17 protein-coding genes are annotated in these 20,391 nt (G+C 70.7%); 13 read left to right on the top strand and 4 right to left on the bottom strand.

Features of this window, described 5'->3' with window-relative positions; genetic code table 11:
- The first annotated feature begins 60 nt into the window (after positions 1–60).
- From R4P08_RS04660 to R4P08_RS04635, 6 genes are all read left to right on the top strand, one after another.
- Positions 61–1,692 (top strand): AMP-binding protein, encoded by a 1,632-nt coding sequence (locus R4P08_RS04660; protein WP_317812587.1) that lies wholly within the window; start codon positions 61–63, stop codon positions 1,690–1,692.
- 133 nt (positions 1,693–1,825) lie between these two features.
- Positions 1,826–2,611 carry an electron transfer flavoprotein subunit beta/FixA family protein gene (locus R4P08_RS04655; RefSeq protein ID WP_317812586.1) on the top strand — a complete coding sequence of 262 codons (786 nt, stop codon included), beginning with the start codon at positions 1,826–1,828 and terminating at the stop codon, positions 2,609–2,611.
- Positions 2,612–2,662: 51 nt separating this feature from the next.
- A complete protein-coding gene (locus R4P08_RS04650; protein ID WP_317812584.1) occupies positions 2,663–3,613 on the top strand; it encodes an electron transfer flavoprotein subunit alpha/FixB family protein in 951 nt (316 codons plus the stop codon).
- A gap of 83 nt (positions 3,614–3,696) precedes the next feature.
- A complete protein-coding gene (locus R4P08_RS04645) occupies positions 3,697–4,893 on the top strand; it encodes a cysteine desulfurase family protein (protein ID WP_317812583.1) in 1,197 nt (398 codons plus the stop codon).
- Positions 4,890–6,050 carry a tRNA 2-thiouridine(34) synthase MnmA gene (mnmA, locus tag R4P08_RS04640; RefSeq protein ID WP_317812582.1) on the top strand — a complete coding sequence of 387 codons (1,161 nt, stop codon included), beginning with the start codon at positions 4,890–4,892 and terminating at the stop codon, positions 6,048–6,050. The genes R4P08_RS04645 and mnmA overlap by 4 nt, the downstream gene beginning before the upstream one ends.
- 35 nt (positions 6,051–6,085) lie before the next feature.
- Positions 6,086–7,129: a cobalamin-independent methionine synthase gene (locus R4P08_RS04635; protein ID WP_317812581.1), complete on the top strand. Its 1,044-nt coding sequence runs from the start codon at positions 6,086–6,088 to the stop codon at positions 7,127–7,129.
- Positions 7,130–7,164: 35 nt separating this feature from the next.
- Here R4P08_RS04635 and R4P08_RS04630 read toward each other — a convergent pair whose 3' ends face one another.
- Positions 7,165–7,860, bottom strand: coding sequence for an exonuclease domain-containing protein (locus R4P08_RS04630; RefSeq protein WP_317812580.1), 696 nt, complete (start codon positions 7,858–7,860; stop codon positions 7,165–7,167).
- A gap of 58 nt (positions 7,861–7,918) precedes the next feature.
- Here R4P08_RS04630 and ligA point away from each other — a divergent pair, with 58 nt between their 5' ends.
- Complete coding sequence (gene ligA / locus R4P08_RS04625) at positions 7,919–10,099, top strand: NAD-dependent DNA ligase LigA (protein WP_317812579.1); 2,181 nt, start codon at positions 7,919–7,921, stop codon at positions 10,097–10,099.
- Positions 10,100–10,204: 105 nt separating this feature from the next.
- Here ligA and R4P08_RS04620 read toward each other — a convergent pair whose 3' ends face one another.
- A complete protein-coding gene (locus R4P08_RS04620; RefSeq protein WP_317812578.1) occupies positions 10,205–10,852 on the bottom strand; it encodes an amino acid-binding protein in 648 nt (215 codons plus the stop codon).
- 77 nt (positions 10,853–10,929) lie between these two features.
- Between R4P08_RS04620 and gatC the strand changes: the two genes are divergently transcribed.
- The 5 genes from gatC to gatB are packed head-to-tail and all read left to right on the top strand — an operon-like array spanning position 10,930 to position 16,646.
- A complete protein-coding gene (gene gatC / locus R4P08_RS04615; protein ID WP_317812577.1) occupies positions 10,930–11,229 on the top strand; it encodes an Asp-tRNA(Asn)/Glu-tRNA(Gln) amidotransferase subunit GatC in 300 nt (99 codons plus the stop codon).
- Positions 11,226–12,680, top strand: coding sequence for an Asp-tRNA(Asn)/Glu-tRNA(Gln) amidotransferase subunit GatA (gene gatA / locus R4P08_RS04610; RefSeq protein ID WP_317812576.1), 1,455 nt, complete (start codon positions 11,226–11,228; stop codon positions 12,678–12,680). The genes gatC and gatA overlap by 4 nt, the downstream gene beginning before the upstream one ends.
- Positions 12,677–14,062: a DHA2 family efflux MFS transporter permease subunit gene (locus tag R4P08_RS04605; RefSeq protein WP_317812575.1), complete on the top strand. Its 1,386-nt coding sequence runs from the start codon at positions 12,677–12,679 to the stop codon at positions 14,060–14,062. The genes gatA and R4P08_RS04605 overlap by 4 nt, the downstream gene beginning before the upstream one ends.
- A gap of 57 nt (positions 14,063–14,119) precedes the next feature.
- Positions 14,120–15,154, top strand: a complete 1,035-nt coding sequence (locus tag R4P08_RS04600) for an ATP-dependent 6-phosphofructokinase (protein ID WP_317812574.1) — start codon at positions 14,120–14,122, stop codon at positions 15,152–15,154.
- Positions 15,155–15,164: 10 nt separating this feature from the next.
- Positions 15,165–16,646 (top strand): Asp-tRNA(Asn)/Glu-tRNA(Gln) amidotransferase subunit GatB, encoded by a 1,482-nt coding sequence (gene gatB / locus R4P08_RS04595; RefSeq protein WP_317812573.1) that lies wholly within the window; start codon positions 15,165–15,167, stop codon positions 16,644–16,646.
- Positions 16,647–16,696: 50 nt separating this feature from the next.
- On the opposite strand, the gene R4P08_RS04590 is transcribed toward gatB, so the two are convergent.
- Positions 16,697–18,337, bottom strand: a complete 1,641-nt coding sequence (locus R4P08_RS04590; protein WP_317812572.1) for an HNH endonuclease signature motif containing protein — start codon at positions 18,335–18,337, stop codon at positions 16,697–16,699.
- A gap of 88 nt (positions 18,338–18,425) precedes the next feature.
- Positions 18,426–19,469, bottom strand: a complete 1,044-nt coding sequence (locus R4P08_RS04585) for an oxidoreductase (protein WP_317812571.1) — start codon at positions 19,467–19,469, stop codon at positions 18,426–18,428.
- 66 nt (positions 19,470–19,535) lie between these two features.
- Here R4P08_RS04585 and R4P08_RS04580 point away from each other — a divergent pair, with 66 nt between their 5' ends.
- Positions 19,536–20,345 (top strand): DoxX family protein, encoded by an 810-nt coding sequence (locus R4P08_RS04580; RefSeq protein ID WP_317812570.1) that lies wholly within the window; start codon positions 19,536–19,538, stop codon positions 20,343–20,345.
- Positions 20,346–20,391: the final 46 nt, after the last annotated feature.

Below are 20,391 nucleotides of genomic sequence, written 5' to 3'. Positions count from 1 at the left end.
GTTACCGTGACCGGTATCACCCCACCACATCATCCCACCACGAGAGGCGGACCACCCGCGATGACAGCCACGTCCGGACTAGACACCGCGCTCACCCCGCTGAGCTTCCTGGAAAAGGCCGCGCGGGTGGCCCCTGACGCGATCGCGGTGGTGGACGGGCCCCGTCGCCAGACCTACGCCGAGTTCGCCGACCGGGCCACCCGGCTGGCCTCACTCCTGCGGATGCGCGGCGTCGCCCGCGGAGACCGCGTCGGCGTGCTGGCCCCGAACTCGGCCGAGGCGCTGCTGGCGCAGTTCGCGGTCCCGCTCGCCGGCGGGGCGGTGGTGGCCCTCAACACCCGTCTCGCCCCGGCCGAGGTCAGCTACATCGTCGACCACGCCGGCATCAAGGTGCTCATCGCCGACGCCGAACTGCTGGCCGGCCTCGGTGACGCCGTGCCGGAGGCGATCTCGTTGATCCTGGTGGCGCCCGATGCCGACGGAACCCAGCCGGATCCGACCCGCTTCGGCCCCCGCGCCCAGGCGCTGGACGACGAGTTGGCGCAGGCATCGCCGCGGCCGGTGCGGTGGACGGTGGAGGACGAGGACGCCGTCATCGCCGTCAACTACACCTCCGGCACCACCGGCCGCCCGAAGGGCGTGATGTACACCCACCGCGGCGCCTATCTCAACGCGCTGGGCGAGATCGTCACCCAGGATTTCGACTCACACTCCCGCTACCTGTGGACGCTCCCGATGTTCCACTGCAACGGCTGGTGCACCACCTGGGCACTGACCGGGGCGATGGGCACCCACGTGTGTCTGCGCGCCGTGCGCGGGGAGGACATCTGGAGACTGTTCGACGACGAGGGGGTCAACCGCCTCGCGGGCGCACCGACCGTGTTGTCCACGATCGCCGACGACCCGGCGGCCCGGCCGACCTCAGGGATCCGCATGGTGACGGCCGGCGCCCCGCCCTCGCCGACGATCCTGCGCCGCTTCGAGGACCTGGGGATCGACGTCACCCAGGTGTACGGGCTCACCGAGACGTACGGGCCGTTCACGGTGTGCCTGCCGCAACCGGGGTGGTCGGAGCTCGACCCGGACGAGCGGGCCGCACTCAAGTCCAGGCAGGGCGTGGCGATGATCCACGCGGACACCGTCCGCGTGGTCGAGCGGACGACCCCCGGTGATTCGCGTCTGATCGACGTCCCCGCCGACGGCGTGACGATGGGCGAGGTCGTGATGACCGGCAACGGCGTGATGAAGGGGTACTTCGCCGACCCCGAGGCCACCGCGACGGCGTTCGCCGGCGGCTGGTTCCACTCGGGAGACCTCGGGGTGATGCACCCGGACGGTTACGTGCAGCTGCTCGACCGGGCCAAGGACGTGGTGGTCTCGGGCGGCGAGAACATCTCGACGATCGAGGTGGAACAGGCGATCGCGTCCCACCCCGACGTGGTGGACTGCGCCGTGGTGTCGATGCCCGACGAGAAGTGGGGTGAGCGGCCCAAGGCATACGTGGTGGTCAAGACGGGGTCGAAGCTCGACCAGGCCGGGGTGATCGACCACTGCCGGACCAAGATCGCGCGGTACAAGGTGCCGGGCGCGGTCGAGCTCACCGAGGCGCTGCCGCGCACCTCGACGGGCAAGGTCCGCAAGAACGAACTCCGCGACGCCGCGTGGTCCGGGTGGGAGAAGCGGATCAACTGACGGCCCCTCCACGGCCCCTCCACGGCGGAGTCGGCCCGGGTGGCGTTATTGTGTCGGCAGGACCCACATCTGGGGCGCCCGCCTACTACGGAGGCGCACCCAGCCCCGACTCGCAGGAGGTCGACGCAGGCCCATGACGAATATCGTCGTACTGATCAAGCAGGTTCCGGACACCTACTCGGAGCGCAAGCTCTCCGACGGGGACTTCACCCTGGACCGCGAGGCCGCAGACGCGGTTCTGGACGAGATCAATGAGAAGGCTGTCGAGCAGGCGCTCAAGATCAAGGAGGCCGAGGGCGGCGAGGTGACCGTGCTCTGTGCGGGGCCGGACCGCGCGTCGGAGGCCATCCGCAAGGCGCTCTCGATGGGAGCGGACAAGGCCGTCCACCTCAATGACGAGGCGCTCCACGGTTCGGACTGCGTCCAGACCGCGTGGGCACTCGCCAACGTCCTCGGCACGATCGAGGGCACCGAGCTGGTCATCTGCGGTAACGAGGCCACGGACGGTCGCATGGGGGCCATCCCGGCCATCATCGCCGAGTACCTGGGCCTGCCGCAGGTCACCCACATGCGCACCCTCGAGGTCTCGGGCGGGACCGTCAAGGGTGAGCGCGAGACGGACGAGGGTCTCTTCGAGATCGAGGCGCCGCTGCCGTGCGTCGTCTCCGTCGGCGAGAAGATCAACGAGCCGCGCTTCCCCTCCTTCAAGGGGATCATGGCGGCCAAGAAGAAGCCGGTCCAAGTGCTCACGCTCGCAGACGCCAATGTCGAGCCCGGTCAGGTGGGCAAGGACAACGCCGCCTCCACGGTCACCTCCTCGGTCCCGAAGCCGGCGCGTACGGCCGGCGAGAAGACCGCTGACGAGGGCGAGGGCGGCAACGAGATCGCCAAGTACCTCGTCGCGCAGAAGATCATCTGACCCGAGCTCACCCGACCGACTCACACCAGTCTTTTTCAAGGAGAACCCACCATGGCTGAAGTCCTCGTCGCGGTCGAGCACGTCGACGGCGAACTCAAGAAGGTCACCCTCGAGCTGCTCACCGCCGCCCGCGCGCTGGGCGAGCCGTCCGCGGTCGTGTTCGGCCCGTCCGGCACGGCCGCCGCGCTCACCGAGGCCCTCAAGGCCGGCGGCGCAGAGAAGATCTACGTCGCCGAGGGCGACACGGTTCAGAACTACCTCGTGACCCCCAAGGTCGACGTCCTGGCCGGCCTCGCCGAGCAGGGCGCGGTCGCGGTCGTGCTGGCCGCCACGTTCGAGGGCAAGGAGGTGGCGGGTCGCCTCGCCGCCCGCACCGGATCCGGCATCCTCGGTGACGTCGTCGAGATCAAGTCCGACGGCTCGGCCGTCCACTCGATCTTCGGTGGCGCCTTCACCGTCGAGGCCACCGTCTCCGGCGACACCCCCGTCTACACGGTGCGTCCGGGTGCGGTCGAGGCCGCACCCACCGCCGGTGCGGGCGAGGTCGTCGAGGTTCAGGTCCCCGAGCCCGAGAACGCCGCCAAGATCGTCTCGAGCAACCCGATCGTCGGTGGCGACCGCCCGGAGCTCACCGAGGCGACGATCGTCGTCTCCGGTGGCCGCGGTGTCGGTTCGGCCGAGAAGTTCACCGAGGTCGTCGAGCCGCTCGCCGATTCGCTCAAGGCCGCCGTCGGCGCGTCCCGTGCGGCCGTCGACTCGGGTTACTACCCGGGCCAGTTCCAGGTCGGCCAGACGGGCAAGACCGTGTCTCCGCAGCTGTACATCGCCCTCGGCATCTCGGGTGCGATCCAGCACCGCGCGGGCATGCAGACGTCCAAGACCATCGTCGCCGTCAACAAGGACGAGGAGGCCCCGATCTTCGAGATCGCGGACTACGGGATCGTCGGCGACCTTTTCAACGTCGCCCCCCAGCTCACCGAGGCCGTCAACGCCCGTAAGTGAGTCACGCGCACGCTTCTCATCCGGACCCCGGCACCCCTGCGGTGCCGGGGTCCGGCGCGTTCGGGCGTATCGTTGCCGTCGATATGCTCACGACCCGCCACGCGCACTATCTGGACCACGCCGCGACCACCCCGATGCGTCCGTCGGCCATCGCCGCCTACGCAGAGGCGGCCGCGACCACCGGCAACGCCTCCTCGCTCCACGGCGCGGGCCGTCGCGCCCGCCGGCGGGTGGAGGAGGCCCGCGAATCGCTGGCCTCCCACCTGGGGTGCCGGCCCTCCGAGGTCGTGTTCACCTCGGGTGGAACGGAATCGGACAACCTCGCGGTCCTGGGCCAGGCGGCGGCAGCGACCGGCGACGTCGTCGCGGTCGGTGCGACCGAGCACCACTCCGTCCTCGACTCGGCCGCTCACCTGGCCACGGATCGCGGCGGCCGGATGGACGTGCGCGCGCTGCCCGTCGACGCCCGCGGCGCGGTCACCCCCGGAACGGTCGACCAGCTGGTCGACGAGGTGGGTCCGCGGCTCGCTCTGGTCGCGGCGATGCTGGGCAACAACGAGATCGGCACGCTGACCGACGTCGCAGCGGTGGCCGCGGCCGCCCGGTCCGTCGGCGCGGCCGTCCATACAGACGCCGTGCAGGCCGTCGGCCACGTCCCGGTGGACTTCAGTGCGCTCGGTGTCACCTCCCTGAGCCTGTCCGCGCACAAGTTCGGCGGCCCCCTGGGGGTCGGCGCGCTGCTCATCAGTCGCGGTGCGGACTGCCTGCCGATCGGGTTCGGTGGCGGTCAGGAGCGGGATCTCCGCTCGGGTTCCGTGGACGTCCCGGGCGTGGTCGCGATGGCCGCGGCCCTCGACGAGGCGGTCAGCGGCATGGAGGTCGAGGCACGGAGACTGGAGGGGCTCCGTGACCGGCTCGTCGCCGGAGTCCTCGCCGAGGTGCCGGGTGCTCTTTCCAACGGCGGAGGGGAGCGTCTGCCGGGGATCGCCAACATCACGTTCCCGGGATGCTCCGGGGAGTCGCTCATCCTGCTGCTCGACGCGGCGGGTGTCGAGTGTTCGACCGGCTCCGCCTGTACCGCGGGCGTCGCCGAGCCGAGCCACGTTCTCCTGGCGATCGGTGCCGGTGACGCGGCCGCCAGGAGCAGCCTCCGGCTGAGCCTGGGATACACCACCACTGACGACGACGTGGACGCCGCTATCGCCGCGCTCGGCCCCGCCGCCGAACGCGCACGCTTCGCCGGACTCGGGCTGGTTCGAACCGGGTCGGGCGCGTCATGAGGGTCCTGGCCGCGATGAGCGGGGGAGTGGACTCGGCCGTGGCCGCAGCGCGTGCGGTGGCCGCCGGTCACGAGGTCGTGGGTGTCCACCTGGCGTTGAGCGCCGACCCGGCGACCCTGCGGACGGGATCCCGTGGCTGCTGTTCCCGCGAGGACGCCGGGGACGCCCGCCGGGTCGCGGACCTGCTGGGTATCCCGTTCTACGTCTGGGACTTCGCCGAGCGGTTCCGTGCCGACGTCATCGACGACTTCGTGGAGTCCTACGCGCGCGGCGAGACCCCCAACCCGTGCCTGCGGTGCAATGAGCGCATCAAGTTCGAGGCGCTCCTGGATCGGGGGATGGCGCTGGGCTTCGATGCCGTCGCCACCGGGCACTACGCCCGCCTGTCCACCGAGGAGCTCGCCGACGGTTCCCGCCGTCCGGTCCTGCGACGCGCGGTCGACCACGGTAAGGACCAGTCCTATGTCCTCGGTGTGCTGACCCCCGAGCAGCTCGCGCACTCGATGTTCCCGCTCGGGGATTCCCTCAAGTCCGAGGTCCGCGCCGAGGCGGAGGCGGCGGGTCTGCCCGTGGCCTCCAAGCCCGACAGCCACGACATCTGCTTCATCCCCTCCGGCGACACCCGGGCCTTCCTCGGGGCACGGATCGGCCTGCGCCCCGGCGCCGTGGTCGATGCCGACACCGGAGACGAACTCGCCCGCCACGAAGGGGTGTTCGGGTTCACCATCGGCCAGCGCAAGGGGCTCGGTGTCGAGGGTCCCGCGGCGGACGGCCGCCCCCGCTACGTCACCGCGATCGACTCCGTCACCGGCACGGTCACCGTCGGCGGTTCGGACCACCTGCTCTCGGAGTCGATGACCGCGTCCTCGCCCTACTGGTTGGTCGACGACGACATCCGCGAGACCGCGTGCGGCGTCCAGATCCGGGCCCACGGCGAGGCCACCCCGGGCCGGGTCTCCCGGGTCGGCGACGGACCCGACGCCCGCCTGGAGATCACGCTCGACGAGCCGGTGCGCGGAGTCGCCCCCGGCCAGGCGGCCGTGCTCTACCGGTCCGAACCCGAGGGCGACCGCGTCCTGGGCAGCGGAACGATCACCGCATCCCGGCCGGTCACTGACGACCGTGTCACCGGGGACCACGTCACCGAGGCGCTGTGACTCCGGTGTCGATCGGCAGCACCGGTCCCGGCCCGATGACCGGGACAGACCCCCGGGAAGCCGCGCGTGTCGTACTGGGCGAATGCCACGCGATGCCGTTCCTGCCCGAGCTGCCCGATCGGGGTCTGGGCGCCGACCAGGTGGGCAGGACCCTGGCGATGCTCGCCGACCTGCCCGTCGACGTCTCGACGCGGGGATGGCGCCTCGCCAACTCTCCGGGCCGGTTCGCGCGCAGGGCCTCCGACTTCCTCGACCGCGACCTCGACGCGCTCGAGGAGGCCGACGAGCTGGTCAGGGACCCCGAAGGCGATTCCGCACCGGTGGATCGGCGCCTGGTGGTGCGGGTGCTGGGTCCGTGGTCGCTCGCCGCGAAACTCGAACTTCCCGGTGGCCTGCCGGTGCTGACCGACCGCGGGGCGCGCCGCGATCTCGCCGGATCGCTCGCGGAAGGCGTGGCGATGCGTGTCGCGCGCCTGGCGGATCGACTGGGCTCGGGGACGCGGATCCTGCTCGACGAGCCGATGCTCTGGCACGTCGCCGCCGGGAGTGTGGCCGGTCCCAGCCGCTTCGACCCGATCCGGGCCGTACCGGAGGATCAACTGGCGCTCTCGCTGTGCCGGTTCGGCGACGAACTCCGCCGAGCAGGAGCCAGCGACGTGCTGATCCGCGTGCCCGCCGGCACCGAGCCGCAAGCCCCCGCGAGGTGGTCCGTCGTCGCCGAGACCCCACGCGACGAGACCCCGCTCGACGGACTCTGCGTGGCAGCGGAGCTCCTGCACTCCGCCCGGTCCCACGACGCCCTGGACGCCGCGGGAACAGTGCTGGCCGACGGACGGGTCCTCCAGCTGGAAGGCCTGCCCGGCACATCCCGGCCGCCGCGCACCGGACCGGAGATCGAGGGGGCGGTGCCGGCGATCCTCGCGTTGCTCGAACGACTCAGCGCACCCCGCTACGCCGGCCTGGACCAGCTGGTCCTCACCCCGACCGTCGACGCGATGACCTCCGGCCGGATCAGCCCGGCGGAGGCCCTCGCCGCGGTACGGCGGGTGGCCGAGGTCGCGCCGATGATGGCCGAGTAGAAGCGACCTACCCAGAGCGACCTACCCAGAGCGATCTACACAGCGGCCATGGGCCACTGTGTGTTGACGTCCGAGGCGTCCTTGCCCGTCTGCTCGAGATATGCCGCGAAGTCCCGCTGCCGCGTCTCGTGCCATCGCGCCTGTTGGGCGTTGACCTCGCGCCAGTCCGCGCCGGCCAGATCGGGGAGCTCTCCGAGTATCTTCCACGCCAGCCGGGCCGCGGCCAGTGCGTCCGCGGTGGCCTCGTGCGCGGCGTCCAGCCGCACACCGTGGTGGGAGCACAGCGCTTGGAGCGTCCGCTTGCCCTTGCGATAGGGGTCGGTCGCCCGGTCCATGACGAAGGGATCCACCACGGGGCCGAGCACCTCGAACGAGGGGTCCCATCTGCGGAGGATGGTGAGGTCGTAGGCCGCGTTGAACACCACCAGCGCCCGACCCTCCCGCCATCCCGTCCTGATGTCCGCGATGGTCTCCGCTACCACCTCGGCGTGCGGACGCCCGTGTTCCCGGGCCTGGGCGGTGGTGATGCCGTGCACCGCCGTGGCGCCCTCCGGAATCTCAATCCCGGGATCCGCCATCCAGTTGCGCTCCGCCTTGCGGGGTCCGTCTATGGCGATCAGCGCTGAGCTGACGACGTGGGCGGTATGCGGATCGGGCCCGGTGGTCTCGAGGTCAAAGGCGAGCAGGCGGTTGCGGTCGATGGTGACGGGGATCTGGCTGTCTATGGTCATGCGGTCACCGTAGGGCAGCCCTCCGACATCGGGCCCGGCGCGGCACTACCCTGTCCTCGTGAGCCAAGCCAGCCAGACCAACGAGCCCACCGGTACCGGGGACATCCCGCCTGACGTGCGACAGGCGTGGACCGATCTCGCGGAGATCGTGCGGGACCACCAGTTCCGCTACTACGTCAGGGACGCCCCGGTGGTGTCGGACGCGGAGTTCGACAGATTGTTCGGCGAGCTCGAGGCACTTGAGGAGGCGCACCCGGCGCTCCGGACGGCGGATTCCCCGACCCAACTCGTGGGCGGCGGCTTCTCCACCGACTTCGCGGCGGTCGAGCATCTCGAGCGGATGACCAGCCTGGACAACGTGTTCTCCGAGGAGGAGCTGCGTGCCTGGGTGGCCTCCGCGGTCGAGCACTCTCAACGGCCGGCCGAGGACCTGCAGTTCCTGTGCGAGGTCAAGATCGACGGGGTGGCGCTGGACCTGGTGTACCGGGACGGGAAGCTGGTCACCGCCGCCACCCGCGGCGACGGCAGGACCGGCGAGGACGTGACGCTCAACGCGCGGACGATCAACGACATCCCGGTGACGCTCACCCCGTCGGAGGGCCGGCCCGTGCCGGCGTTGCTCGAGGTCCGGGGCGAGGTGTTCTTCCGGCTCGAGGACTTCGCCGACCTCAACGCGCGTCTGGTGGCCGAGGGCAAAGCGCCCTTCGCCAACCCCCGCAACAGCGCTGCCGGCTCCCTGCGCCAGAAGAACCCGGCGATCACCGCCCAGCGGCGGCTGGGGATGTACTGCCACGGTCTCGGTGCGGTCGAGGGCGTGACCTTCGACAGCCTCCACGACGTCTATCTGGCCCTGGCGGAGTGGGGCCTGCCCGTCTCGCCCCACACCGCGCCCGCCACGGGTGTCGACGAGGTGCTCGAGCGGATGCGGTACTGGGGCGAACACCGGGGCGATCCAGAGCACGAGATAGACGGACTCGTCGTCAAGATCGACGACCGCTCCGTCCAGCGTCGGCTCGGGCAGACCTCCCGCGCTCCGCGGTGGGCGATCGCCTACAAGTACCCGCCGGAGGAGGTCATGACCAAGCTCCTCGACATCCGGGTCTCCGTGGGGCGGACCGGGCGGGTCACCCCGTTCGCGCACATGGAGCCGGTTCTGGTGGCCGGATCCACCGTCTCGCTGGCCACGCTGCACAACCAGACCGAGGTGGTGCGCAAGGGCGTGCTCATCGGCGACACCGTGGTGATCCGCAAGGCCGGTGACGTGATCCCCGAGGTGCTCGGCCCGGTGGTGGAGCGGCGCGACGGGACCGAGCGGGAGTTCGTCTTCCCGGAGCGGTGCCCGGAGTGCGACACGGTCCTGGCGCCGGCCAAGGAGGGCGACGCCGACTGGCGCTGCCCCAACCAGCGTTCCTGCCCCGCCCAGCTCCGCGAGCGACTGTTCCACCTGGCGTCGCGGAACGCCCTCGACATCGAGGCGCTCGGCTACGAGGGCGCCTCGGACCTGCTCTCGAGCGGGGTGCTGGACAACGAGGCCGGGCTGTTCGAGCTCTCAGAGGCCGACCTCCTGCGCACCTCGCTCTACACCCGCGTGGACAAGGCGACCCGCAAGCAGATCGCCGAGGGTGCCCAGCCTGAGCGCGTCGTGCTCACGGAGAACGGCCGCAAGCTGCTGACCAACCTCCAGACCGCTAAGGAGCGGCCGCTGTGGCGCGTCCTGGTGGCGCTGTCGATCCGTCACGTCGGTCCGACGGCGGCTCGCGCGCTGGCCACCTGGTTCGGCACGATGGAGGCCATCCGCGCGGCCTCCGAGGACGAGCTCGCCGAGACCGACGGCGTGGGCGCGACGATCGCGGCGGCGGTGGTCGAGTGGTTCGGCGTGGACTGGCACCGCGAGATCGTCGACAGGTGGGCGGCCGCCGGGGTGTCGATGGCCGATGAACGAGACGAGTCGATCCCGCGCACGCTCGAGGGACTGACCATCGTGGCCACCGGCTCCCTCGAGGGGTTCACCCGCGACGGCATCAAGGAGGCGATCATCGCCCGCGGCGGCAAGGCCTCGGGTTCGGTGTCCAAGAAGACCGACTACGTGGTGGTGGGTGACAGCCCGGGCTCCAAGGCGGCCAAGGCGGAGTCGCTCGGCCTGACGATCCTCGACGAGGCCGGGTTCGTTGCCCTGTTGGAGAACGGGCCGGCGCCGGCGGACGACGACGAGGTGGCGGAGGCGACCGGGGAGGTCTGAGGATGACTGCGTGAGGTGCGCTGCGTGTCCGGTCCATTCGCCCAGCTCAGGGCCGGGGAAAACGGGCAGACACGCAGCGCAACCCGGTTGATGGAGGGGTGGGGCTCAGCCGGCGTGGAGCGTCCGCAGGATCCCGGTGAGGTATCCGAGGCGGGCGATCTCGGACGGCCGGAACGAGGGTCCCCCGGGACGCCCCACGACGAGAACGTGATCAGTCGCGAGGGGCGCTGCCGCCAGCGCGGTGTCCATCGACGTCCATTCGGCGGGGACCTCGTCGTCGTCGAGAGAGGTCGCCCGCTCCAGGTCCCGGACCGCCGGCACGTCCGTCCCCTCCCACATCGGCGCGGACTCGCCACGCGCGACGAGGCGGCACCGGTCGTCCGACACCTGCACCACGAGCGCCCACCCGACCCGGAGGGCGCCCGGGAGCTCGTCGGCGAGCATCTGCGACGCCCCGGCTCCCGCACCGGCCACGGCGTCGATCAGCTCGAGCTCGCGGTGCGCGTCGAGGATCCCCCCGAAGGGCCGCAGCGAGTCCACCACGACGCCGTCGAGGCGTTCGGCCGCCGTGATGAGCGTGTCCGGGAAGGTGCCGTTGGGGACCGCCACCACGATGTCGTCCACGGCCACACCGTCGAACCGGTCCACCACGTCGAGGCTGATGATGTCCGCCCCGGCGGTTCCCAGGGCCACCGCGAGGGACCCGAGACTGCCCGGTAGGTCGGGCAACAGGACGCGGAGCAGATACGACATGACGCCCATTGTGCCGCACTCACGTGGGCTGACTAGGCTGGGCCGGTACCGACCACGCCACCGGAAGGGGCAGACACGTGACCTCGATCTCACGCGGGGACGTCGCGCATCTGGGCAGGCTCTCCCGCCTGGAACTGAGCGACTCCGAGCTGGATTCGTTCGCTCGACAGCTCACCGACATCCTCGACCACGTGCAGGCGGTGTCCGAGGTCGCAGCGGACGACGTGCCGGCGATGAGCCACCCCACCGCGATCTCCAACGTGTACCGCGCCGACGTGGTCACCCCGGGCCTGACCGCCGCACAGGCGCTCGACCAGGCCCCGGCCGCGGACGGGCAGCGCTTCGGGGTTCCGCAGATCCTGGGGGAAGACGCATGACCCAACTGACCACCGCCTCCGCCAGCGAGCTGGCCGGCCGGATCGCCGCGCGGGAGGTGTCCTCGGAAGAGGTCACCCGGGCCCATCTCGACAGGATCGCCGAGGTCGACGGCGAGATCAACGCGTTCCTGCACGTGGGCGCGGACGAGGCTCTCGACGCCGCCCGCGCCGTGGACGCCCGACTGGCGGCCGGGGAGGAGCTCGGCCCGCTGGCCGGCGTGCCCATCGCGCTCAAGGACGTCTTCACCACCACCGACGCGCCCACGACGTGCGGCTCCCGCATGCTCGAGGGCTATCGCTCCCCGTACGACTCGACGGTCACCGCCAAGCTCCGCGCGGCGGGCATCCCGATCCTCGGTAAGACCAACATGGACGAGTTCGCCATGGGGTCCTCCACCGAGAACTCCGCGTACGGCCCGACCCGCAACCCGTGGGATCCCAGCCGCACCCCCGGCGGGTCCGGCGGCGGTTCGGCTGCGGCGTTGGCCTCCCACCAGGCACCGATCGCCATCGGCACCGACACGGGTGGGTCGATCCGCCAGCCCGCCGCGCTCACCGCGACGGTCGGCGTCAAGCCCACCTACGGGACCGTGTCCCGGTACGGCCTGGTCGCCTGCGCGTCGTCGCTGGACCAGGGCGGACCGTGCGGCCGGACCGTCGAGGACACGGCCCTGTTGCACCAGGTGATCGCCGGGCACGACCCGCGCGACTCCACCAGCCTCGACGTGTCGATCCCCGACATGGTCGCGGCGGCCCGCGAGGGCGCGAAGGGCGATCTGTCGGGTGTCCGCGTCGGCGTGGTCTCCGAGCTGGCCGGCGAGGGCTACCAGCCGGGTGTAGAGGCGTCCTTCCAGGCCGCCGTCGAGACCCTGCGTGGGCTCGGCGCGGAGGTCGTGGAGGTCTCGTGCCCGAACTTCCGCTACGCGCTGCCCGCGTACTACCTGATCCTCCCGTCGGAGGTCTCCAGCAACCTGGCCCGCTTCGACGCCATGCGCTACGGCCTGCGGGTCGGCGACGGTTCCGCGGACCAGGTCATGGCGGCCAGCCGCGAGGCCGGCTTCGGTGACGAGGTCAAGCGCCGCATCATGCTGGGCACCTACGCCCTGTCGGCCGGCTACTACGACGCCTTCTACGGCCAGGCCCAGAAGGTCCGCACGCTCATCGCGCGCGACTTCGACGCCGCCTACGAGAAGGTGGACGTGTTGGTCTCGCCGACCACCCCGACCACCGCGTTCCCGCTGGGCGAGAAGGTCGAGGACCCGGTCGCGATGTACCAGTTCGACCTGTGCACGCTGCCCCTGAACCTCGCCGGGCACTGCGGCATGTCCGTGCCGTCCGGACTGGTCGACGGCCTGCCCGCGGGTCTGCAGATCATGGCGCCGGCGCTGGCCGACGACCGCTTGTACCGGGTGGGTGCTGCATTCGAGACCGCGAGGGGTCCGATCGCGTGACCCACGTCCCCGAGCGGGACGCCTGGAAAGCACTCGCGGCGCTGGTCCTAGGGTTCTTCATGATCCTGGTGGACCAGACGATCGTCGCGGTGGCCACCGAGGCGTTCGTCACCCAGCTCGGCGCGACGACCAACCAGGTCATCTGGGTGACCAGCGCCTACCTGCTGGCCTACGTGGTCCCGCTGTTGTTCACCGGCCGGCTGGGCGACCAGATCGGGCCCCGCACGGTCGCGATCGCGGGCCTGGTCCTGTTCACCGGGGCCTCCCTGTGGTGTGGCCTCGCCGGCAACATCGAGACGCTCATCGTCGCGAGGGTGTTCCAGGGGCTGGGCGCGGCGCTGCTCACCCCGCAGTCCCTCAGCGTGATCACCCGGGTCTTCCGGCCCGAACGTCGCGGGGCGGCCATGGGGACGTGGGGCGCGGTCGCGGGCATCGCCTCGGTCGTCGGTCCCGTGTTCGGCGGTGTGCTCATCGACGCGTTCAACTGGCGCTGGATCTTCTTCGTCAACATCCCGTTCGGCGTCCTGGCCGTGGTCCTGGTCTGGCTGTGGGTACCGAGATTCGAGAAACGACCGCACTCCTACGACGGCCCGGGCATCGTCCTGTCGGCTCTGGGCTTGTTCCTGCTGGTGTTCGGCATCCAGCAGGGTGAGTCCCACGGCTGGGGCGGCATCACCACCGCGCTCATCATCGCGGGCACCGCGGCCCTGGTCGCCTTTGTCTGGTGGCAGTCGCGCGTGCGGACTGAACCGCTGGTGCCGCTACGACTGTTCCGGGACCGCAACTTCTCGATCGGCACGTTCGGCGTCTCCACGATCGGCTTCGTCACCGCCGGGACGATGGTGCCGCTGATGTTCTACCTCCAGGGCGTGACGGACCTCAGTCCCACCCGCGCCGGTCTCATGTTGTTGCCGATGGCGCTGATCGCGGGCGTCCTCGCCCCGGTGGTCGGGCGCTGGGCGGACAGGGTCGATCCGCGACTGTTCACCGGGATCGGCTACTTCTCCTACGCCATCTCCCTGTTCTGGCTGGCGCTCGTCATGGACTCGCAGACGTCGATCCCCGTGCTGCTCGGGCCCATCGCGCTGATGGGTGTGGCCAACGGGTGTGTCTGGGCGCCCACGTCGTCCACCGCGATGCGTCGCCTCGAACTCGCCTCGGCCGGCGCCGGCTCGGGGGTCTACAACACCACCCGCCAGGTCGGCGCCGTTCTGGGCTCCGCGGCGATCGGGGCGCTGATGCAGGCCCGGTTCGCCGTGCACGGCGACATCGGACAGGCCGTGGCGGATGCCATGTTCCTGCCCGCCGTGGTGGTCCTGCTCGGCGGGCTCGCCACCATGGCGTTCCGTACCGGTGAACAGTCTGTGACCACGGCCCGGTGACCGGCACTCCCGCCGGGGAGCGCCCCTAGACTGCTGGGGAACCGAGAGGAGGTCCACGTGCGTATAGGCGTGCTCACCGCAGGCGGCGACTGTCCCGGACTCAACGCGGTCATCCGCGCGCTGGTCCGGACGGCCAACTCCGAGTACGACTCACCGGTCCTGGGTTTCCAGGACGGGTGGTCGGGGTTGGTCCACGACCGTGCGGTCCCACTGTTCGACGACGAGGGGATCGACCGCATCCTGCTCCGCGGAGGCACGATTCTCGGGACGGGCAGGCTCAACCCGGACGTCCTCACCTCGAGCCTGCCGGAGATCCGCGCCACTCTCGAGCGGCATTCGTTGGACGCGCTGGTGGCCATCGGCGGCGACGGGACGCTCAAGGCGGCGCGGTGGCTCACCGAGAACGGCATCCCCGTGGTGGGCGTGCCCAAGACGATCGACAACGATGTGAGCGGCACCGACTACACGTTCGGCTTCGACACCGCCGTGTCGATCGCCTCCGACGCGATCGACCGGCTGCACACCACGGCCGAGTCGCACGAGCGCGTGATGCTCGTCGAGGTCATGGGACGCCACGCCGGGTGGATCGCCCTCCATGCCGGGCTCGCGTCGGGCGCCCACATGATCGTGATCCCCGAGGTGCCGTTCGACATCGACTACGTGTGCAAGGTGATGAAGCGCCGCTTCCAGATGGGCGAGGCCTACGGGATCTGTGTGGTGGCAGAGGGCGCCACCCCTGTCGAGGGTTCGGGGATGTCGCTCCGCGCGGGCGGGACGGATCAGTTCGGCCACGAGGTGTTCACCGGCGTCGCCGACCAGATGGCCACCGCGATCAAGGCGCGGATGAACCGGGACGTGCGCACCACCGTGCTGGGGCACATCCAGCGTGGCGGGACGCCCACCGCATACGATCGCGTCCTGGCCACCCGGTTCGGGGTCCACGCCGCGCATGCGGTCCACCGTGGAGACTTCGGTCAGATCGTCGCCCTGCGGGGCGAGTGCATCGAGATGGTGTCGGTCGAGGAGGCCGTCGCCGTGCTCAAAACCGTTCCGGAGGACCGCTATCGCGAGGCCGCCTGCCTCTTCGGCTAGATTGTTCCGCATGGAGTTCACCGAGGTCGTGTCCCATTTCGATCCCGTCATGGGGATGGAGGTGCACGTCGAGCTGCACACCGCCACCAAGATGTTCTGCGGGTGCCCGACGGCGTTCGGGGCGGATCCCAATACCCAGGTGTGCCCGGTGTGCATCGGATTGCCGGGGGCGTTGCCGGTGGTCAACGGGCAGGCGGTCGAGTGGGCCATCAAGATCGGCCTCGCCCTGGGGTGTTCGATCGCCCCGTACAGCCGGTTCGCGCGGAAGAACTACTTCTACCCGGATCAGCCGAAGAACTACCAGATCTCGCAGTACGACGAGCCGATCGCCCACGACGGTTTCCTCGACGTCCAGCTCGACGACGGCACCACCTGGCGGGTCGAGGTCGAGCGGGCGCACATGGAGGAGGACACCGGGAAGTCCACCCACGTCGGGTCGGCCAGTGGCCGCATCCACGGCGCCACGCACTCGCTGCTCGACTTCAACCGGGCCGGCGTGCCGCTGATCGAGATCGTCTCCAAGCCGATCGTCGGTGCGGGGGAGCGGGCGCCCGAGATCGCCCGGGCATACGTGTCCGCCCTGCGGGACCTGCTCAGGAGCCTCGACGTCTCCGACGTCCGCATGGACCAGGGCTCGTTGCGGTGTGACGCCAACGTCTCGCTGATGCCCAAGGGCGCCACCGAGTTCGGCACCCGCACGGAGACCAAGAACGTCAACTCCCTGCGCAGCGTAGAGGTCGCCGTGCGCAGCGAGATGTGCCGCCAGGCCGACGTCCTGACCGCCGGCGGCGAGATCGTTCTGGAGACGCGCCACTTCCACGAGACGGACGGGACCACGACCTCGGGTCGGCCCAAGGAATCCGCCGAGGACTACCGCTATTTCCCGGAGCCGGACCTCGCCCCCGTCGAGCCGTCGATCGAACTCATCGAGAAGGTCCGCGCCGGGCTCCCCGAGCTGCCGTGGCTACGCCGCGCGCGCGTACAGGCCGACTGGGGCGTCTCCGACGAGGAGATGCGCGACCTGGTCAACGCCGGCGCGCTCGACCTGATCCTGGCCACCGTCGATGCGGGTGCGTCCCCGACGGAGGCGCGGTCGTGGTGGGTCTCGTACCTGTCGCAGCAGGCCAACAAGCGTGGCGTGGCTTTGCCTGAACTCGACATCACCCCGGCCCAGGTGGCGCGGGTCATCGAGCTCGTCTCCGAGGGCAAGCTCACCAACAAGATGGGTCGTCAGGTCGTGGACGCGATCCTCGACGGCGAGGGCGAGCCCGACCAGATCGTGTCCGACAAGGGCCTCGAGGTGGTCCGGGATGACTCGGCCCTGCAGAAGGCCGTCGACGACGCCCTGGCTGCCCAGCCGCAGATCGCGGAGAAGATCCGCTCCGGCAAGGTCCAGGCCGCCGGCGCGATCGTCGGTGCGGTCATGAAGGCCACCCGTGGTCAGGCGGACCCGGCTCGGGTGAAGGAACTCGTGATCGCGGCCTGCGGCTAGGCGGTATCGCTGACGCTGACGCTGCCGCTGACGCTGCCGCTTCCGCTGGCTCAGTACGAGCTGGTTCTGTCGACGCCGGGTGGGTTGGTGAGGTGGCCGTCTTCGGCGATGAGGTGGTCGAGGCGCTGTTGCCAGGTGTGTTCGAGGAGTTGGTCTCGGGCCTGGGCCAGTGGGCCGGTGGGTTTTGTGCGGTGTTCGTGGCCGGTGTCGGTGATGATGATCAGTTCACCGAGGGGGCCGGGGCGGTAGGCGTTGTGGCCGAAGGTCTTCTCGCGGTGGTGTTTGCGGCAGAGGCAGACGAGGTTCCATTCGGCGGTGGGGCCGCCGAGTTCGGGTCGTTGCAGGTCAAAGGCGATGATGTGGTCGATGTCGCAGTCGTGGGCGTTGACGTTGCACCCGGGGTGGCGGCAGGTGGCGTCGCGCAGTCTGATGCGTTCGGCCAGGGCGGGGGTGAGGAAGTATTTGAGGACCGAGTCGGGTTTGTCCAGGACGCCGGGGGTGGGGTCGAGGAGGGTGAAGCGGAACCGGGCATCGCCGCCTCGGAGGAGTTCCTCGCAGAGCCATTCGAAGCTGGAGTAGGCGCCGCTGACGAACTGGACCCGGTTGGGTAGTCCCTGGGCGGCGGCGGCGATGACGGAGATCCGGATCGGTTGGTCGGTGCCCCACGCGTTGCCCGGGGCGGGGCGCGCGGCCCGAGCCTCGCCGGAGCCGGACCCGGAGCCGGACCCGGAGCCGGAGGCGGAATCGGAATCGGAGCCGGCGTTGGCGCTGCTGCTGTTGCTGTTGCTGTTGCCGCTTTCACGCTCGCTCGGGTTGGGGGTGTCGGGGTTGGTGGGGTCGTCGTAGAGGGTGCAGCCGAGGTCGTCGGTGGTGGGGTCGCCGAGGGCGGCCAGGGCGTCGGCGCGCAGTTGGTGGCGGGTGCGGGGGTGGCCGGCCTCGGCGGCGGCGCGGGCGATGGCCTCGATGCGGCGGCGGAGTTTCTCGGCGTCGGCGATGGGCAGGTTGGCCCACATGGAGGCCATGCCGTGGCGTTCGGGTCGGAAGCGGACGGTGCGTTTGTCGACGGCGTCGGCGACGGCCTGGTCGGTGGCGCTGGGGTCGCGGCGTTCGACGGCACTGTCGATGAGCCCGTCCACGGCGGTGCGGCTGGGGCGGTGTCCGCCGTCGAGGTGGCGGGCCAGGGCGTCGATGACCTCCGATTCCACGCCGGGCAGGATCTTGTCGGGTACCTCGGCCAGCCGGCAGGCGGTGTCGATGGCGAGTTGTTCGGGGAACATCCCGCGGGCCACTACTGAGCGCAGGCGCGGCAGGCGGGTGTGGATCTGCATGCCGGCGGTGACCAGGCGGGCGGCGTGCCAGGTGGTCAGGGTCAGGGCGGCGCAGAGGTGGTCGCGGGCCCGGTCCTCGGGTTCCAGCCGGGCGTGGGCGGGGCGAGGGTCCGAGGAGCCCGGGCCGGTGTGGGTGTTGCGGTGGGCGTCGGCGTCGATCCGGCGCATCGACTCGACCAGGAAGAAGGCGGCCTGAAGGCGGGTGGCGGCGGTGAGGTTCTGCGCCAGGGTCGCCGCCCGGGCCACCTCACTCAGGGCTTCGGCGCCCAGGGTGTCCAGGGCGTCGGCGCCGAGCGCGGTCAAGGCCTCGCCCGCGGCGCGCAGCGCCCCGGGGAACGGCGGACTCGTCGTCGTCGCACTCATGACCGTCCCCCCTCCCACCTCGCGCCGAACTCGAACATGCGTACCATTTTAGCGGCGCAACGAGGGTCGCACAAGGGTTCGAGAGAGCCTATGTTCGGGCGTCTCCTCCGCTGCCGCCGGGCAGGGGCAGGATGACGGCCCGGTCGTCGGTGGACACGGGAGATCCGCCCCGCTTGTTGGTGGTGCCCGCGAGGAGGAGGCCATCACCGACCACCGCGAGGCCGGTGAGCCGGCCGTAGCGGCCTCGTGCCAGTTCCTCCGGCTGGCTACGTGCCGCGCCGCCCGCGAGCGGCAGCGTGTCGGCCCGTTCGCCGTCCGGCAGCGCGAGGGCGAGGGAGTCCCCGGTGGCCGCGCACCCGCCGGCCGACCGCTGGTCGGGCCAGGTCCAGATAACTCGATCGGCAGTTCGGACGACTGCGCCGCGGTCGGTCACCGCCGAGAGGTACAGGTCCTCGCCGTGCGTACACAACCCGTGGATCTGACCCAGTCCGCGACCGACGACCACAGGGTTCTCCGCACGACCGATGCCCCGGAAGCCGGGGAACCGGAGCAGTTCAGAGCCCACTCCGACGGTCAGGACCTTGTTGATGAACGCGAGTCCGCCGTTCTCCGACGGGGCGAGTTCGGCCACCGTCCTGGGGGCGTCCCCGCGCGCGAGACGTTCGACCCGGGTCGGACCGTCGCCGACGACGAGGAGATACACCAGCCGATCCTGGTCGAAGTCAGGGGAGGGCGCGATGGCGGCCACCCGACCGCGGCGCGGATCCACGCGGCCGAAGTCCTCGGGCGGCGCGTCGACGGAGACGATCTTGACGCCCCCCGTCGCTTCGGCGACCAGGGCCCTCTGGCCGAGGCCCGCGACGGCGACAGCAGGGTCCAGGCACGTCGCGATGACGGCCGGGTCCGGGTCCACGCAGGGCCCGGTCTCCGGAGTCGTCTCGGGATCGACGGAGCCCGGTGTCGATGAGGGCGGAGTCGGCGAAAGCGGGGGAGCACCGGGCGGGGTCGACGGCGGTGCGGCGGCCATGCCGGGGCCGGGCGCGGGTGTGAAGGGGTCTTCGAGACGGTCATCGAACCTCGCGCACCCGGTCACGGCGACGGCCAGGACCACCAGCAGCGAGAGTGATCTCATGCCGACAAGCCTACGGTGCGTCGTGTCCTGAAGACGGGCACCCGCGCATCGGCCTATGGTCGATACGTGACTTCCTCAAAGCCCGGAGACGACGCCCGCACCGAGATCATCCACGACGTCGACTATCCGCTCGACGTTCCCAACTCGTCGGGCCCCGGTTCACGACCGGGCACCGCTGATTCGGCGACCACGGCGTTCCCCGCAGCAGGCCGTACGGACAACACGCAGTTCGCGGAGCCCGGAGGCTACGACACGTCGACGCCACTGCCGTTCGGGGAGCAGCCGGCCACCATCGCGCCGTCCCGTCGGGACGAGATCTCCCGGCGCGGCACTACCGACTTCGGGCTGTTCATCCTGAGGCTCGTGGTGGGAGCGCTCCTGGCGATGAGGGGACTGCAGAAACTCTTCGGACTGTTCGGCGGCCCGGGAATCGACGGTTTCGCGCAGACCCTGACCGACTCAGGGTTCGAACAGGCCCGAATCCTCGCGATCACCGGTGGAGCCCTCGAGCTCGTCGCGGGCATCATGCTCATCGTGGGTCTGGCCACGCCCATCGCGGCGGCCGGATTGTTCGCCCTGGTCGGAGTGGGTATCGCGATCCGTCTCACGAGCAGTGATCCCCTCCCGCTCCTCGGGGACACGACTCGCGGCCTGGAGACGTCCGTCCTGTACGCGGCCGCGCTGCTGGCGCTGCTGTTCGCGGGACCCGGCCGCTGGTCGGCGGACCGGAGGTGGCGCTGGTCCCACCGTCCCCGCTTCAGCGGAGTGATCTGGTTGCTCCTGGCCGTGATCGTGGCCGGAGTGCTCTGGTATCTGCTCAACGGCACCAATCCGCTGGTGTCCACCACCGACAGCGCTCCGGTCACCGCAGGCTAGGGCGCCCGTAGTCGGACCCCGCGGGGGTAGGTTTCTCTCGGCCGAC

The sequence above is a fragment of the Rhodococcus sp. IEGM 1408 genome (assembly GCF_033142235.1).
Classification (GTDB): domain Bacteria; phylum Actinomycetota; class Actinomycetes; order Mycobacteriales; family Mycobacteriaceae; genus Dietzia.
Note: the sequence above shows the minus strand (reverse complement) of the source record. Positions and strands in the feature narration are given on the sequence as shown.